The organism is Rhodococcus sp. Eu-32 (assembly GCF_003336925.1).
Classification (GTDB): domain Bacteria; phylum Actinomycetota; class Actinomycetes; order Mycobacteriales; family Mycobacteriaceae; genus Rhodococcoides; species Rhodococcoides kyotonensis_B.
In genome coordinates this window covers 1-15783 of record NZ_QGNK01000023.1, presented here as the reverse complement: position 1 = coordinate 15783, position 15783 = coordinate 1, and the positions used below count along the sequence as shown (strand labels likewise).

At 60.8% G+C, this 15783-nt stretch carries 15 protein-coding genes; 4 read left to right on the top strand and 11 right to left on the bottom strand.

Annotation, left to right across the window (positions count from 1 at the left end):
• Positions 1-49: 49 nt before the first annotated feature.
• The 10 genes from DK926_RS22215 to DK926_RS22170 form a co-directional block, all read right to left on the bottom strand.
• A complete protein-coding gene (locus tag DK926_RS22215; RefSeq protein WP_114332219.1) occupies positions 50-1516 on the bottom strand; it encodes a carboxyltransferase in 1467 nt (488 codons plus the stop codon).
• A 2-nt stretch (positions 1517-1518) separates the two neighbouring features.
• On the bottom strand, positions 1519-2874 hold the full coding sequence (locus tag DK926_RS22210) for an acetyl-CoA carboxylase biotin carboxylase subunit (RefSeq protein WP_114332218.1): 1356 nt from the start codon (positions 2872-2874) through the stop codon (positions 1519-1521).
• A 3-nt stretch (positions 2875-2877) separates the two neighbouring features.
• Entirely contained in the window at positions 2878-3399 is a 522-nt protein-coding gene (locus DK926_RS26900; protein ID WP_207890889.1) for a biotin/lipoyl-containing protein, read from the bottom strand.
• 39 nt (positions 3400-3438) lie between these two features.
• Positions 3439-3930: a flavin reductase family protein gene (locus DK926_RS22200; RefSeq protein ID WP_114332217.1), complete on the bottom strand. Its 492-nt coding sequence runs from the start codon at positions 3928-3930 to the stop codon at positions 3439-3441.
• Positions 3931-4053: 123 nt separating this feature from the next.
• Complete coding sequence (locus tag DK926_RS22195) at positions 4054-4989, bottom strand: cyclase family protein (protein ID WP_114332275.1); 936 nt, start codon at positions 4987-4989, stop codon at positions 4054-4056.
• Between the two features lie 124 nt (positions 4990-5113).
• Complete coding sequence (locus tag DK926_RS22190) at positions 5114-5860, bottom strand: glucose 1-dehydrogenase (RefSeq protein ID WP_114332216.1); 747 nt, start codon at positions 5858-5860, stop codon at positions 5114-5116.
• A gap of 26 nt (positions 5861-5886) precedes the next feature.
• Positions 5887-6837, bottom strand: coding sequence for an SDR family NAD(P)-dependent oxidoreductase (locus tag DK926_RS22185; RefSeq protein ID WP_114332215.1), 951 nt, complete (start codon positions 6835-6837; stop codon positions 5887-5889).
• Positions 6830-7216, bottom strand: a complete 387-nt coding sequence (locus DK926_RS22180) for a nuclear transport factor 2 family protein (RefSeq protein ID WP_114332214.1) — start codon at positions 7214-7216, stop codon at positions 6830-6832. Before DK926_RS22180 ends, DK926_RS22185 begins: the two co-directional genes overlap by 8 nt.
• Positions 7217-7249: 33 nt before the next feature.
• Positions 7250-8293: an LLM class flavin-dependent oxidoreductase gene (locus DK926_RS22175; RefSeq protein WP_279387102.1), complete on the bottom strand. Its 1044-nt coding sequence runs from the start codon at positions 8291-8293 to the stop codon at positions 7250-7252.
• Positions 8294-8546: 253 nt separating this feature from the next.
• On the bottom strand, positions 8547-9293 hold the full coding sequence (locus tag DK926_RS22170) for an SDR family oxidoreductase (protein ID WP_114332212.1): 747 nt from the start codon (positions 9291-9293) through the stop codon (positions 8547-8549).
• 259 nt (positions 9294-9552) lie between these two features.
• Here DK926_RS22170 and DK926_RS22165 point away from each other — a divergent pair, with 259 nt between their 5' ends.
• Genes DK926_RS22165 through DK926_RS22150 form a run of 4 tightly spaced genes read left to right on the top strand, consistent with a single transcriptional unit; the run spans position 9553 to position 15373 of the window.
• Positions 9553-10770, top strand: a complete 1218-nt coding sequence (locus tag DK926_RS22165) for a cytochrome P450 (protein ID WP_114332211.1) — start codon at positions 9553-9555, stop codon at positions 10768-10770.
• Between the two features lie 54 nt (positions 10771-10824).
• The gene (locus DK926_RS22160) at positions 10825-12144 is read left to right on the top strand and encodes an FAD-dependent oxidoreductase (protein ID WP_165839645.1); all 1320 of its coding nucleotides are present in this window, start codon (positions 10825-10827) and stop codon (positions 12142-12144) included.
• A 28-nt stretch (positions 12145-12172) separates the two neighbouring features.
• Positions 12173-12637, top strand: a complete 465-nt coding sequence (locus tag DK926_RS22155) for a flavodoxin domain-containing protein (RefSeq protein ID WP_114332209.1) — start codon at positions 12173-12175, stop codon at positions 12635-12637.
• A gap of 3 nt (positions 12638-12640) precedes the next feature.
• On the top strand, positions 12641-15373 hold the full coding sequence (locus DK926_RS22150; RefSeq protein WP_114332208.1) for a LuxR family transcriptional regulator: 2733 nt from the start codon (positions 12641-12643) through the stop codon (positions 15371-15373).
• A gap of 96 nt (positions 15374-15469) precedes the next feature.
• On the opposite strand, the gene DK926_RS22145 is transcribed toward DK926_RS22150, so the two are convergent.
• On the bottom strand, positions 15470-15781 hold the full coding sequence (locus DK926_RS22145; protein ID WP_243636966.1) for a putative quinol monooxygenase: 312 nt from the start codon (positions 15779-15781) through the stop codon (positions 15470-15472).
• Between the last annotated feature and the right edge of the window lie 2 nt (positions 15782-15783).

The window sequence follows — 15783 nt, the reverse complement described above, 5'->3', positions numbered from 1 at the left end:
AAGGCGGCCACGATCGATTACGATCGTGGCCGCCTTTCGAATCGACGATTCAGTGATTCTTGCAGGCGTCCAGGGACCATCCAGGTTGCGCGATGGACAGTGACGTGATTCCGGACGAGCCACGGGCGATGTCTCGAATTGCCTCTACCACGTCGCTCTCGCTTCGACGAGGATCCGTACGTACCGGGCCGGCCGCCAACATAGCGTCCACCTCCTCGTTCGACGTCATGAACCGCATCAGCAGGTCCTCGTCGCTGATTCCTGCGGGGAACTGCAATTTGATCTCGGCCAGCGTCGGCTGCGGGCGCACCCAGTTCTGGAACTCCTTCGCCCGCGGAGACTCGAGGATCTTGTCCAGAACAGTCGGATCGACTTCGCGGATGAGTGGGCCGTAGTGGCCCATCGAGTATCTGATGACTTCGTCGGGAACCAGCTTGTACCGCTCACCGGTGACGACGTTGAGCACGGCCTGAATTCCGACGAACTGACTGAACGGGGTTGCCATGATCGGTGACGCCAGTTCCTGTCGGACCCTGGGGATTTCTTCGAGCACCTGCGGGAATCGATCTGCCATTCCGTGCTGCTGCAGTTGGCTGATCAACGTTCCGGTCATGCCACCGGGCAGCTGGTGCTCGTAAATCCTCGGGTCGTACTCCGACGGAATCGACGGCTCGAACCCCGCGTCACGGGCAGCCCATTCGAAATTCTCTGCGACGGGAGCGAACGTGGACTTATCGAGGGTGTGCTTGAAACCGAGCGTCTCGACGATATTGACCATCGCCTCGGTGGATGGCAACGACGGTCCGTTGGCCATCGGCCGCGACGCGGTGTGCATGATCGTGAACCCGGCCTTCATTCCCTCTATGTAGTTGAGGGGCGCGAGTCCGGTGGTGTTGTGGCAGTGGAGTTCCAGCGGGACTGTCCCCGTTGCCGCACGGATGGCGGGCAGCAGTGTCGCAGCACGCTCGGGCGTCAGCACACCCGCTGCGTCCTCGACGTAGATGCTCTCGACGCCCTCCCAATGTGCCATCTCGCGTGCGCGGTCGGCGAAGAACTGGTCGTCGTGCGCACCGGTCAAGCCGTACATCACGGCCGGAACCGCGATTCCGCCGTTGTCGTGGATGACCTTGGCGAGGCGATGCATCGTCGGCATGTCGTACAGGCAGTCGTAGATCCAGAAACTCTTCACGCCGTGCTTGATGAGGGTCTGGATCCAAAGATCGATGATCGAGTCCGGAGTGTGATTGAACCCGATGACGCTGATCGTGCGCATACCGCAGCGCACGACGTTGTTCTTCAGTCCGTCGACGAGGAAATCGGTTGCAGCCCAGGGATCGTCCTTGAACGTGCGCAGCAACACGGTGAACATGCCCGGTCCGGTCAAGTCCACGACGCGATAGCCTGCACGGTCGATATGTGACAGTGCGTCAGCCGCGTGGAACGGACGCATCTTCAGTCCCCACAGGCTCTGTTGGCCGTCGCGGAGAGTTTGATCGACGAAGTCGATGGTTGTCATGTTCAAGCCTCCCAATTGGGCAGAAAGACGTTCTCCAGCCACTTCGTGGTGACCGGGCTGTGCTGAAATTCCTTGTCCGCCATAAGGGCAGAGTGCAACGGAATTGTTGTGGGAACCCCCTCGACGCTCAGCTTCGACAAGGCGCGACCCATGAGCACGGTAGCTTCCTCTCGGCTCGGTGCATGCACAATGAGTTTGGCGATCATCGAGTCGTAGAACGGCGGAATTTCAGCACCGGGGAACGCATAGGTGTCGACGCGAATTCCGGTTCCCTGCGGTGCAACCCACCCGGTAATCCTCCCGGGATGCGGCAAGAAGTTGTTCTGCGCATCTTCGGCGTTGATTCGGCACTCGATCGCATGGCCGGAGAGAACGACCTCGTCCTGGGCGAACGATAACGACTCGCCGCGGGCGACACGCAACTGCTCGCGCACGATGTCGATCGACGTGACCATCTCGGTAACCGGGTGCTCGACCTGTACTCGCGCGTTGACCTCCAGGAACACGAAATCGTTGCGCTCGGTGTCGACGAGGAATTCGACGGTTCCTGCCCCGACGTAGTCGAGACCCTTGGCGAGATTCACCGCAGCGTTGCGGACCCGATCGAGCAGATCCTGCGGCAGTCCAACGGCAGGTGCTTCTTCGACGAGCTTCTGGTAGCGACGTTGCGTCGAACAATCGCGCTCACCGAGGTGCACGACATGTCCGTGGGCGTCGGCGAGAATTTGCACCTCGACGTGCCGGGCGAATTCGACATACCGCTCGAGGTAGATCGTGCCGTCTCCGAAGGCGCGTTGCGCCTCGGTGGACGACCGCGCGAAGTGCTTGCGCACGTCCTCGCGGTCTCGGATGACCGTCATACCTCGTCCGCCGCCGCCCGCGGAAGCCTTCAACAACAGCGGGTAGTCGTCGAGCTCGTCCGCAGCGGCGATTGCGTCATCGGTGGTTTGCAGACCAGCAGTTCCGGATCCGGTGGGAATACCAAGATCGGCAGCAGTCCGTCTGGCGGTGAGCTTGTCACCCGAGCGCCGCATCACCTCGGCGGGCGGGCCGATGAAGGTGATCGAATGCTCGGCACACGCCTCGACGAGGTCGGTGCGCTCGGACAGAAAGCCGTAGCCGGGGTGGACGGCGTCACAGTCTGCGTAGAGCGCAGCAGCCACTATTCGATCGACGGACAAGTAGCTGTCCGATGCCGAGCCGGGCCCGATGACGACTACACGGTCGGCGAGTTGCGCGGCCAACGAGTTCTTGTCGCATTCGGATACCGCGAGCACGCTCTCGATTCCTTCGTCGAAGCATGCCCTCACGATGCGGACGGCGATCTCGCCGCGATTGGCGATCAGTACACGCCGCACCGCTCAGCTCTCCCGCGGAGCGATGGTGAACAGCGGAGTGCCGAACTCGACCTGGGTCGCGTTGTCCTGATGAACGGCGACGACGGTGCCTGCGATGTCGCTGGTGACGTTGTTCATCAGCTTCATGACCTCGACGATGCAGAGAGTGTCTCCGGCCTCGACCTCGCTGCCGATCTCCACGAAAGGAGGCTGACCGGGCTGCGGGGTCTTCCAGAAAACACCGACGCTGGGAGCCGTGACGACGTGGCCTGCGGCACCTGAGGTGTCAGCAGGCGTCGTCGGAGCCGATACCGGGGCCGGTGCAGCCTCTTCTGTGGCGGGCGCCTTCGCCGCGACGTCCGCGGCAACGGCAGCAGCGGGAGCAACGGGAGCTGGAGCAGATGCCGGGGCGACACCCGAGTCTGCGCCTACTCCATTGCGTCCCAACGCAATTCGCACGTCGCCGACCGTCACCGTTGCCTGATCCCATTCCGAATCCTGCAGGGCGACGACGATGTCCTTGATCTCCTGGGGTGTGAGACTCATCTTCAATTACTCCTATACGTCTTGGAATCTCGCCGAAAGTCAGTTCGCGGCGGTGGCGAAGGCACCGTACGAACCCTTGCAGAACACCAGCGGTGACACTTCGCTGGCAGCCTCGATGGAATGGGCCTGCCCGAGGACGATGGTGTGGTCACCGGCTTCGTATTCGTTCCACAACGTGCAGTCGATCCAGGCTACGGCCCCAGCAAGACCCGGACCCGAGGATCGCGGCGCCCAATCCACGCCGGCAAAGCGATCGATGCCCTTGCGGGAGAAGTTGCGAGTCAGCTCGGCATGATCCTCGGCCATCACGTTGATGCAGAAACGTGCCGCCTCACGGATTGGCGGCCACGTACTCGACGTGTTCGCCGCACAGAATCCGACGAGAGCCGGTTCGAGCGACACCGACGTAAAGGAGTTGCAGGCCATTCCGACCGGCTCGTCGTTCACGACCGATGTCACCACCACGACTCCGGTGGGCAGATGTCCGAGGACGCGCCGGAACTCGGTGGAGTCGATAATCGGTTGGTTCATGTGAATAGTCCTTCGTCGATCCGAGCGCGACGTTTGCCGGTTCGTTTTCTACCAGTCGGTTGGCAGATTAATTTTATGTGATGCGTGCCGCATCAGTCAACGAGGGTGATGCGGTCCGCCCGATCAGAGCACAGCGACTGCGTTCGCGGGCGAGCTGACCGCGCCGACCACAGGCAACGGCGCTGCAGTGAACAGGAAGCTCCACCGCTGTTCTTCGGCGCACGCTACAGCAAGCTCGTCCAGGTCGAGCAGCTCGGACAGTGCAAATCCGAGCGACGGAATCAGGCGTCGATGCAGGGATCCGTCCTGACGGTTGCCCGGGGCGCTTTCGATCGCCGGATTGTCCGAGCAGACCGCAGCGAAGCCCGTGTTCCACAAGAATCGCGCCATCGGTTCGGCCGCGGACAGTCCCGAGAACCGATCACCGGTCGACGACATGTCCTCACCCGATGCTTTACGACGCTTGTACTCGGCCGTCCAACCGATCCGAACGCACAGAATGTCGCCCCTCACCAGGGTCAGATTCTGGGCAGCAGCGGTTGCCTCGAGCACATCGACGCCGACGGTGTCCCCGCCGAACGGGTCCCAAGCTTCGCCCGTGTTCGCCAAGTACCGTTCCACGTCCAGCAGCACACCTCGGCCCACGATGCCACGGCTCGCCCAGTGATGGATGCCGAGCTCGGAGCGCGCCGCGTCGTCCTCGGTGACGCCGCCGTAGAACCCGAGCTCGCGCGCCCGAATATGACCGAGCCCGTCCCACTGCGACGCCGACTGCGGGTTGTACGAATCAACGGTGTCCTCGTAGGTGTTCCGTGACGCCTCGAACACCGAGTGTCCGACGGCCTTGCGGCCGAACAGCGGCGGGTCGAAAGTGTCCAACGGCAGCGACAGCCCGAAGGATCTGCCGGAAATTACCGAGGCAGCGCCGGACCGCGCAGTGCTCTCGTCGAGAAAGGCAAGTGTGCCGAGACTCTTCGGCAGCACGTCCCAGCTGTGCCGGACACCGAGATTTCCCAGCTCGGGCAGATCGTCGTAGCGCGGATTACGAGTATTGGTCATGGCATTCATAACTCCTGGAAAGTGCGTACATACGAAAAGATCGGCTCGGCGCACCCGTGAGGGGTTCGGGTGCACCGAGCCGATCGAGGAGAGGCTTCTCAGCGAATCCGTCGAAACCTCTGTGTCAGTGGAACACTGCGTTCTGTGCAAGACCAGCGGTCTCGCCGCCGTCGATGACGAACTCGGAACCGGTCGAGAACGAGGAATCGTCGCTGGCGAGGAACAACACCATTCTCGAGACCTCGATCGGATCGCCGCCGCGCTTCATGGCGACGTGCTGCTGGGACTGATCGGCACCCTCGGTCATGGGCGTCTTGATCAACCCCGGGTGAATCGAATTCACTCGCACGTTGAACGGGCCGAGATCGATCGCAGCCGATTTCGTCAGACCACGCACTCCGTACTTGGATGCGTTGTACGACGACATCGAGCCGAATCCCTGTAGTCCGGCGATCGACGAGATATTGACGATCGAACCGTTCCCGGATTTCTTCAGTTCTGGAACGGAGGTCTTCATCCCAAGGAACACACCGGTCAGGTTGACAGCGATCATCTGGTGCCAGTCGTCGATCGAGTGCGACTCGATGTCGCCGATCCGCACGATACCGGCGTTGTTGACGAGGATGTCGAGACTGCCCAACTCGCTCACCGCGGTCGCAACCGCGTTCTCCCAGTCCTCGGGCCTTGTCACGTCGAGGTGCACGTATCGCGCACGGTCGCCGAGTTCGGCGACCAGGGCTTTGCCCTCGTCGTCCAACACGTCACCGATGACCACCGATGCGCCCTCTTCGATCAGAAGTCGAGCATGCGATGCACCCATGCCCCGCGCGCCACCGCTGACGAGAGCCACCCGGTCGTTCACTTTTCCCATGACACTTCTTTCTCGTCTGTTACGAATCACGCGAACAACGGTGGGATCACTGCCAATTCGTCACCGGTCGATTTCGGATCGAGGAAGTTGCCGAGCTCCCGAATGGTCTTCGCATTGTCGCGCAGGTCTTCCGGCGTGTGGTTCGGGTCGAAGTGCCCCTCGCCAACTACGAACGCAACGCGTGCGACCTTGCCGGAGGATGTGCTGAAGATCTCGCCGTTGACATCTGTCGACGGATGGGCCAGCCACAGCACCGTCGGTGACACGATCTCGGCAGGCCCCATCGGAACTTTCCCGCTGCGCAGGTCGGCTTGCCAATCGTCGGACTCGCTCGCCGATCCATCGAAGAAGGCGTCGCGGTTCATGCGCGTGATCGCCATTGGCGCAATGGCATTGGCGACGATACCGAACTCGGCACCTTCCTGAGCAAGGGTCTTCGTCAACCCGGCGACGGCGAGCTTCGCCGTCCCGTAGTGCCCTAACTGAGGGCACCCGGCAAACCCAGCGTTCGACGTCGTGTTGACGATTCGGCCACCGCCCTGCTTCACGAACTCCGGCCATGCTGCCCTCGACATGAAGTACGCGCCGTCCACGGTCACCGATTGCATGCGATGCCACTGGTCGTCGGTGAGTTCCGAAAGCGTGCCGTAGGAGATGATTCCGGCATTGTTGACGAGCACGTCGATTCGACCGAAACTGTCTACCGCGGTGGCAATGACAGCCTCCGCGCCACTGCGGTCTGCGACGCTGTGGGTGTCCGCAACTGCCCTTCCGCCTGCTGCGAGGATCTCGTCGACGACCGTCTGCGCGACGCTGACGTCGTTTCCGTCACCGTCGGACGTCACGCCTAGGTCGTTGACCACAACGTTCGCTCCACGAGCCGCGAACTGCAGCGCGTGCTCACGTCCGAGACCACGGCCGCCCCCTGTCACGAGGACAACGGTCCCGTCGAAACGCATGTCGATCGATTTACCCATAGTCGTGGTACTCCGTGACGACACCGTTCTCGACTGTGAAACGTGTGCTGACGTCGAGACGGACCGTTTCGCCCGTCGCAGCCCAGCCGGGCACGTCGGCGATCGCGGTCGCAACCCAAGTCTGTTCGACGACAACCGTGTCGTCTCCTACGACGTGCAGGGCGCGACGGTTCTCGAAGTGCTTGTCCGGGAATGCACCCGCGAACTGGCCGAGCAGATCGGCGAAAGCCTCTGCACTGTCGAGCGACACGCCACGGTTGTGGTGCTCGACGTGGAGATTTTCGGCACTCACTTCGAGGATGCCGGGAATGTCGCCCGAGTTGTAGGCGGCGATGAACTTCTCGACGATCTCGACGGCCGTCTGAGTCTGCGTACTCATGTGTAATCCTTCTTCGTTTGCGGTGAAAGATGTTCAGGCGAGCTTCGGCGCGACTTCCTCGGTGAGTAGCTGCAACGAGTAGTTCCACGGCTTGATGTCGTCGAGGTAATCGTGGCCGTAGACCATCGTCGTTCCCCAACCACCAGTCTTCTCACAGGATGCGGCAAGCTTCTCGGCAACGGTGTCGGGCGATCCGACGATCCAGACCTTCTCGACGAGCGTGTCGAGATCGACATCGGCAACGTCCATGCCCGGCAGCATCGCCTGCAGAAGACCCACCTGGCGGTAGACGGGAAGGAGGTACTCCATCCACGCCTTCGCTATGCCGCCTTCAATGGCGAGCTTGCGCGCATCGGCATCGGTGTCAGCGACGATGACATCGCGCACCACGCGGAAGTTCTTTCTGTCCACGGTGTGACCGGCCTCATTGGCCGCCTGCTCGTACACGTTCCAATGATTTGAGATAGCCGCTTCGCCGGCGTAAACCGACAACGCGTTGTAGCCGTTGCGACCCGCGAACGACAGCGACGGAGAGTTGGGACTCAGGCCTGCCAATCCGATCTCGACCTTGCCGCCGTACGGCACCGTGCTGCGGTACTCATGGTGTTCGTCCGCCTCCGGGTAGCCGGCGCTGAAGAACTCGCCTTCGAAGTGGAAGGGCTTGCTCTCCCATACTTTCTGCATGATTTCCAGCGCCTCGGTGGTGCGCTTGTGGTTGGTGGACATGTCCTTCAGTCCACGCAGAGCGGCATCACTCGGGTAACCGCCCGATCCGATGCCGAGAATGTAACGCCCCTCGGTCACGTGGGTCAGCCACGAAACCTGAGCGGCCAGCGTTGCTGGATTGTGGTACGGCAGCAAATGCGCACCGGGGCAGAGCTTGATGTTCTGCGTCTCGCGAGCAGATGCAGCGATGATCAACTCAGGGTTTGTGATGGACTCCCAAGACATCGTGGCGTGCTCACCGATCCAGTATTCGGTGAACCCGACACGGTCACATTCGATTGCCTGGTCCACGGCGAAGTCGAACACCTGGCGTGGAGTGCGCTCCGGGCGCATGAACGGGGTCTGGAACATCGCGAACTTCACGGGCTTACCTTTCATCGAACTTGGACACGCTCTGAACCGTGTGATGCACAACATACCACCAAACGACTGGTAGACAAGTGGGACATCGTTACAGGATGTCGAAATCGCGCTCTGCGAGCCGATTTCGCGTCGAACACGCCCCCGGACACGTGTCCGCAGTCGCGGCACGCACCGGGGACGATGTGAAACTGATTCTGCTCGGGGCGCTTTCGCAGCGAAGAAGGGAAACTGACGCGTCGGTCTACTCGTCGACAACTGCTCCCGCGCAGTTGACCAGTCCGCCGTCCACTAGATATTCGGATCCGGTCGAGTATCCCGACTCGTCGGAGGCCAAGTACACGACGAGCTTGGACACCTCGACATCCTCACCGATTCGTCGAATCGGGGCGGCTAGCGACGAGAGGTCCATGCCCTCCGTCATGGGCGTCTTGATGGTGCCGGGATGGACCGAGTTGGCTCGGACGTTCTTTCCCGCGAGCTCGGCTGCGACAGTCTTCGTCAACCCGCGCACCGCGAACTTCGACGCAGCATACCCATGTTGGCCTGCGCTACCGGTGATTCCGGCGGTCGAGGAGATATTGACGATCGACGAGGGCGCATACTCGACCAGAGCAGCACGGGAGGCCTTGATACCAAGAAACTGCCCAGTGAGGTTTACCTGCAGAATCGCATTCCACTGTTCGAGCGAGTAATTCTCCAAGTAGCCGAAGTTCACGATGCCCGCGTTGTTGACCAGAACGTTGAGACCGCCGAACGTGTCGACCGCAACCGCGACGGCCGATTCCCAGTCCTCCTCACTGGTGACGTCCAAGTGCACGTACCTGGCATTTTCGCCCAGTTCGTCGGCCAACAGTTTTCCCTGTGCATCGTTGATGTCACCGATGACGACCTTGCCGCCTTCCCGCACGATTTCGCGTGCATGGCTAGCCCCCATGCCTTGCGCAGCACCGCTGACCAGGGCAACTTTTCCTTCGAGACGCGCAGACATGTGTAACACCTTCCGTAGTTCGTATTTCGACGCTTTCGTTCACGTCGGCTCGTGTGACAGGCAACACAGACGATGCGGGCTGGCGTCGGACGACGCAAGGGTGGGGACTCCTCGTCAACTCGAGTAGTGACTACTCTGTCGCCGCCTGGTGACCGCCATCACACTTGAGGGCCGAGGTGAGGCATCGCTTTCTCATCTCGCTGGCCGTAAGAGCAATTCTCACAGGGGATCAGTAGCCCCTCCACAGCAGGAGATTTGTATGACTGCAACAGCCGACCCATCCACGAGCTTGTTCTCGACCGCCGACCACTACAACACCCCTCTCGGACCGGACGGGACTCCGCACGCCTATTTCGAGGCTCTCCGCGACGAGGCCGAAACCTCGCCAGTTGCATGGAGCGAGGCGTACGGAGGTCACTGGGTGGTCGCAGGTTTCAAGGAAATACAAGAAATTATTCAGAATCCGAAGGCTTTCTCCAACAAGGGCGTAACCTTCCCGCGCTACGAGACCGGCGAATTCGAGCTTATGATGGCCGCGCAGGACGATCCGGTTCACAAGAAATACCGCCAGCTCGTCGCCAAACCTTTTTCACCTCAGGCGACCGACTTGTTCACCGAACAGCTCCGCACGACCACGAACGACTTGATCGACAGCCGCATCGAGTTGGGTGAGGGGGACGTCGCGACGTGGTTTGCCGACGAAGTGCCCGCACGCCTGACTGCCATTCTGCTCGGACTTCCGCCCGAAGACGGTGACATTTATCGCCGGTGGGTATGGGCTATCACTCACGTAGAAGATCCTGAGGCGGGTGCCGAGATTTTCGCAGAACTCGTCGCCCATGCTCGTAAGCTGATCGACGAGCGTCGAGAGAACCCGGGCAACGATATTATGTCGCGCGTCGTTATGTCCGAAGTCGACGGTGAGAAATTGTCCGACGACGATCTGGTCGGATTTTTCACAGTTCTGCTGCTCGGCGGGATCGACAACACCGCACGATTCCTGAGCTCAGTCTTCTGGAGACTGGCATGGGACATCGAGTTGCGACGCCGACTGACCGCCCATCCGGAGCAAGTTCCTGCCGCGGTCGACGAACTTCTCCGCTTCTATGGTCCCGCTATGGTGGGTCGCCTCGTCACCGAGCAGGTGACTGTCGGTGATGTGACGATGGAGCCTGGTCAAACCGCAATGTTGTGGTTCTCCGTTGCCAACCGCGACCGGTCCGCCTTCACAACCCCGGACAACATCGTCATCGATCGAGAGCCGAACAGACACTTGTCGCTTGGGCACGGGATTCATCGATGCCTCGGCGCGCACCTGATTCGTGTCGAGGCACGAGTCGCGATCAATGAGTTCTTGAAACGGATTCCCGACTTTTCACTCGACCCGAACAAAGAGTGTGAGTGGCTCATGGGTCAGGTCGCCGGCATGCTGCACGTCCCGATCGTGTTTCCGAAAGGAAGCAAGCTGAAGAGCTGAGCACCTCGCTGCGTTGCCTGTGCCATCGAAGTTTCAGCCGTCTGGAGAATTGCGTTGAACGAGAGATTGACCGAACGCCTCGCCAACGAGGCGTCACCCCCTGAAGCCGCACCGTTCGCACCCCACATTGCGGTTGTCGGTAGTGGGCCGTCTGGTTGCTACACGGCGCAGATGCTGAAAAAGAAGTGGAATGACGCGCAGATTACCGTCTTCGACCGTCTGCCGGTTCCTTTCGGCCTTCTTCGGTATGGTGTCTCCCCTGATCACCAGAGCACCAAGAGCATCAGTCGGCAGTTCTCGCGCATGTTCGAAAGCGGGTCGGTCGCATTCGTGGGCAACGTGCAGGTCGGTAAGGACATCTCCGTAGGCCGACTCCGTGAGGCTTTCGACATAGTTGTGTTGGCTACCGGGCTGGGCGCCGACCGCGCCCTGCCCGGTATCGCGGGCGGCGAAGTCTACGGAGCCGGCCGCGTGATGCGTTGGTTCAATGCTCACCCGGACGAGCTACTGTTCGAGCCCAAATTCGGACGCACGACCGCCATTATCGGGAGCGGCAATGTCGCGATCGATGTGGTGAGACTTTTGTCGAAGCATTCGGTCGCGTTTACCGGAAGTGATCTGGACCCGTCACGCCTCGACAAGCGACCGAACGAGATTGTCGTTGTCGGGCGCTCGGATGGTGGTTCGGCGAGGTTCGACAGCGCGATGATTCGCGAACTCGGGAAGCTCGACGACGTTGCCTTCCATGTCGAGCTTCCCGATCATCCGCGCGAGCAAAACCCCCTTGCCGTCGCAAAGCTCGAAGCGCTTCGCGAGCTTTGCGACGAGGGTCGACACGTGCACAACCCACGCGTTCGAGTGAAATTTCGTTTCGGTTGGATTCCTTTGGAAGCCGGGAACGATTCCGAGGGAATGTTTCTCCGCATTGCGGATAGCGAAACGGGGAACAAGACAGATCTGTTACGCGTCGACAGCGTAGTCACCGCGGTCGGATTCCGAGGCGGATTGGAACACGAAATCGACCGAGCGATATATGAATCCGACCGATCCAATCTCGCAGCAGGCGTGCTCGACGACGGACTCTACTGCGTCGGCTGGTTCAGACGCGGACCGATCGGCGGAATTCCGGACAATCGCGCGGACGCCAAGTTGGTAACCGAGCAGATCGTTTCGGACAGCGAACGATCATCGCTCGTCGCGGACAAACCCGGGTTCGAGAGCCTGGCCCACAATTTACACTCGAGCATTGTCGATTTCGACGGTTGGGTTCGGATCGATCGATTCGAATCCGAAACAACGACCCGTGACCGCTGTCGGACCAAGGTGCCCGACGTGGCGACAATGCTCGACATAGCTCTTCGTAAGAGCCGATGAACCCATTACTCAGTGAAGGATTTTATTCATGAATATTCTCGTTCTTTATGGAACCGAAACCGGCAATGCCGAAGAATGTTCGACCGCGGTCGCCGAAATTCTCGGCAAACATGCAGATGTCGCGGAGTTCGACATGACCGACTTCACCACAGACCGTTTCGTCGACGCTGCCGCAGATTACGTCGTGTTCGTCACCGCTACCCACGGCGATGGCGAATTGGCAGGCGGCGGCGCCGCATTCTTCGAGGCGCTGACGACCCGCAAGCCTGTGCTCACGGGCACCAAGTTCGCTGTTTTCGGGCTGGGCGACAGCTACTACACTACGTACAACCGCGCCGGCGAGATCGTCGTCGAAACCATGACCGGGTTCGGCGCTGAACTGATCGCGCCTCTCGCGAGGCACGATGCGTCGAGCGGCGATGATCCTCAGGAGCAAGCAAGCGAGTGGGCCCAAGAGTTGGTGCACGTCATCGGTGCGCCTGTACCGTCCTGACCGTTGCGCACGTCCGGTTTCACGGAAATCCGCCACACGCTCGCCTGCCTCGAGGTTGAATTGGAGATGATGTCGTCTTACAAGTCGAGCCACATCACCGATTCGTGGCCGATGACGGGCCGCTCTGCGGAGTTGGCGGAGATCTGTACTCGTCTCCGCCTCGGCCGCAGCGTTTTACTGGCAGGATCAGCCGGGGTCGGGAAGAGTCGGCTTGCGGGCGAAGCCTTCGATGTTCTCACGCGCGAAGGGTTCACCACAGCGCGTATCGGTGCGACATCGTCCAGCTCGCGAATTCCTCTCGGCGTCTTCGCTCCCCTCTTGCCCACCACTGCATGGACAGCCGAAAGCGGCGCGGTCAACGACCGCGCCGACTTATTGAGTAGGTGCGCAAACAAGTTGGTGGAGCGGTTCATGCCCGGCCGACCTGTCTTGTTGGTCGATGATATTCACCTGGTCGACGAGCTCTCCGCCACGTTGATACATCAGTTGGCACATGGCAACCGCGTCACACTCCTCGCGACTGCCAGGACCCAGGAAACGTTGCCCGCTCACGTCGTCGAATTGTGGAAGAACGGCTTAGCCGACCGAGTCGACGTGGGCGGCCTACCTGCAGATGTCATTCACGACATGGTCAAGTCGATCCTAGGAGGGGCTGTCGACGAAGGCACGTTGACGACTCTGTCGAACAAGGTCGACGGCAATGTCCTGTTTCTGCGTGAACTCGTGATCGGAGCACACGACCGCGGTGTGCTCCGCGCCGAGTCCGGAGTCTGGCGTTTACATGGAGGGATCGAAACCACCGATCGCCTCATCGAACTCGTGGTCAATCGAATCGGGGTTTCCACACCAGACGAACAAACCCTCTTGGCTTACCTGGCGTTCGGAGAACCACTCTCCGTGACGGAGATCGAAACACTGGGAATGCTGGACTCCGCAAGCGAGCTCGAACGCAAAGGTTTGACCACGACGGAGTTCGGGGGACCCGAACCACGGATTCGAACGGCTCACCCTCTGTACAGCGAAGCCCTCCGAGACTCCATGCCTCCACTTCGCGTACGTCAGCTGGTCCGCCGGCTGGCTGACACGATCGAGACCACAGGCGAGCAATCCGACCAGCGGCTCATGCGCATCGCCGAGTGGAGGTTGCTGGGAGGAGGTGGAGACGAAACTCAGATGCTTGCTGCTGCACATGCTGCGCGCTGGCATTACGACTTCTCACTTGCCGACCGCATCGCGATCGCGGTCCTGCATCGCGGCCCCAGCTTCGATGCTCGACTACTTCGCGCCGAGCTCGCCAGCCTTCAAGGGAATGTCGAACTGTCGAACGAGATCTTGAACGAGTTGGAAAGTTCGGCGAGCACCATCGAGGAGACCTTTCGAGTTGCCGTGGCTCGACTGGATCACCGTGCCATTTATGCAGGCACAGTCGATGAAGGGCTCGAGATTGCCGACGCCGCCGAGGCTGCGGTAGCAGGCACCGCGTTCGTACACGACATTTCCGCCAGACGCGCTGCGTTGATCCTCGGGCGAGATGGGCCGGCAGGCGCGATTGACGTCACGGACGCACTCCTGAAAGAGGCGACGGGACCGGCGTTGGTGTGGGCCTGCATGCCTGCCGCGTACAGCCTGGCACGCGCCGGCCGCATTGCGGACGCCCTTAACGCCGCAGAACAAGGTCACCGCGTTCAAATGGGGCTTCACGAGCCCATGGACTGGTATCCGTGCATGCATCGTTTCTACGCGGCGGAAGCCTACGCTCATGCAGGTCAATTCACACGCGCAGCCGAGATCAGCCTCTCCGAGTACCGGACAGCCGTCGACAACCAGGCAATCGAGGCCCAGGCGCTGTTCTGCTGGCAACGTGCCAAATCTGTGACCGAGCAGGGCAACCCACATCGAGCTGTGCGCCTGCTCTCCACTGCGATCTCCATCTACCGTCAACTGGGCCGACCACAATTCGTGCATTTCTGCTATCACTACTTAGCGGTAGCGCAGGCAATGGCGGGTAAAGCCGACGATGGACTGCACACTTTGGAGGAAGCAGCTGGTCTTGGCATTCCGGACACACTGTTCATGGGAGTCGATCCTCTGCATTGCTCCGGCTGGGTACACGCCTTGAGTGGCAACCTGCGCCGCGCACACAGCGATTTCGAGCAAGCGGTATCACTGGGGAAGGATATCGGTGACCGTATGGGGGCGTTGGCTTCGGTACACAGCCTTGCCCGAACCGGAGCCGCGAACCGGGCGCGCGAATTGGCCTCGTCGGTATCGCATGGCGTCGAAGGCGATTTGATGCCCGCACGATTGGCACACATCACCGCTGTGCAGTGTGGCGATGCGGAGAAACTTACCGAAGTGAGCGAACTTTTCGAACGGATGGGGGCAACTTTGATCGGCGCCGAAGCCGCAGCGGACGCCGCCATGATCTGGCAGAAGCGAAACGACGCCAGGCAATCGGCAGCTTGTCGTCGCCGCGCGGCCTTGTTGGCGGACAGATGCGAAAATCCGACAACACTAGCGCTCGGCCATTCCGAGTGGCGGTTCAGCCTGACGCAAGCGGAGTCCAAGACAGCACTCTTGGCTGCGGCCGGTCACCCTAATCGCGAAATTGCCTCAGAGCTGTCGATTTCCATTCGCACCGTGGAGAACCGGTTACAGGCCGTGTACGGGAAGCTTGGAGTGCACGGTCGTCACGAACTCGCCGAAGCGATGGCAGAGCACGACACGCTGCGATAGTTGCCGCCAGAACTGACTGAATGAGAACGAACGATCGACCAGGCCGCAAAACGGCTTGGTTGATCGTCGAGTCCGTGTTCCGAGAAGGACTGACCTTCAGATCCGCATCTCTCCCATCTCGTTCCAGCCGGTCGCGTCGAGGGACTGGCTGATGATCTTCGGGGTGGATACGAGTGCCTGCGGCAGCTCCTCCATGGCTTTCTTGAAGTGATCACTGTTCACGTGGGCACCGCCCGCGTCACCGTCGCGGAAGGCCTCGACGAGGACGTACACGTTCGGCTCCTCGAGGCTGCGCGACCACTCGAACCACATGTTGCCCTCTTCGGCACGGGTGGCAGCGGTGAACTCGGCGACGTGGTCGGGCCACTTCTCGGTCCATTCGGGCTTCGTCTCGAACTTGACGACGATGA

Bases quoted from the DNA above. Each gene is read 5' to 3' on its own strand.
- DK926_RS22215 (WP_114332219.1), bottom strand. From the start codon at position 1,516: ATGACAACCATCGACTTCGTCGATCAAACTCTCCGCGACGGCCAACAG.
- DK926_RS26900 (WP_207890889.1), bottom strand. From the start codon at position 3,399: ATGAGTCTCACACCCCAGGAGATCAAGGACATCGTCGTCGCCCTGCAG.
- DK926_RS22200 (WP_114332217.1), bottom strand. From the start codon at position 3,930: ATGAACCAACCGATTATCGACTCCACCGAGTTCCGGCGCGTCCTCGGA.
- DK926_RS22195 (WP_114332275.1), bottom strand. From the start codon at position 4,989: ATGACCAATACTCGTAATCCGCGCTACGACGATCTGCCCGAGCTGGGA.
- DK926_RS22190 (WP_114332216.1), bottom strand. From the start codon at position 5,860: ATGGGAAAAGTGAACGACCGGGTGGCTCTCGTCAGCGGTGGCGCGCGG.
- DK926_RS22185 (WP_114332215.1), bottom strand. From the start codon at position 6,837: ATGGGTAAATCGATCGACATGCGTTTCGACGGGACCGTTGTCCTCGTG.
- DK926_RS22180 (WP_114332214.1), bottom strand. From the start codon at position 7,216: ATGAGTACGCAGACTCAGACGGCCGTCGAGATCGTCGAGAAGTTCATC.
- DK926_RS22175 (WP_279387102.1), bottom strand. From the start codon at position 8,293: ATGTTCCAGACCCCGTTCATGCGCCCGGAGCGCACTCCACGCCAGGTG.
- DK926_RS22170 (WP_114332212.1), bottom strand. From the start codon at position 9,293: ATGTCTGCGCGTCTCGAAGGAAAAGTTGCCCTGGTCAGCGGTGCTGCG.
- DK926_RS22165 (WP_114332211.1), top strand. From the start codon at position 9,553: ATGACTGCAACAGCCGACCCATCCACGAGCTTGTTCTCGACCGCCGAC.
- DK926_RS22155 (WP_114332209.1), top strand. From the start codon at position 12,173: ATGAATATTCTCGTTCTTTATGGAACCGAAACCGGCAATGCCGAAGAA.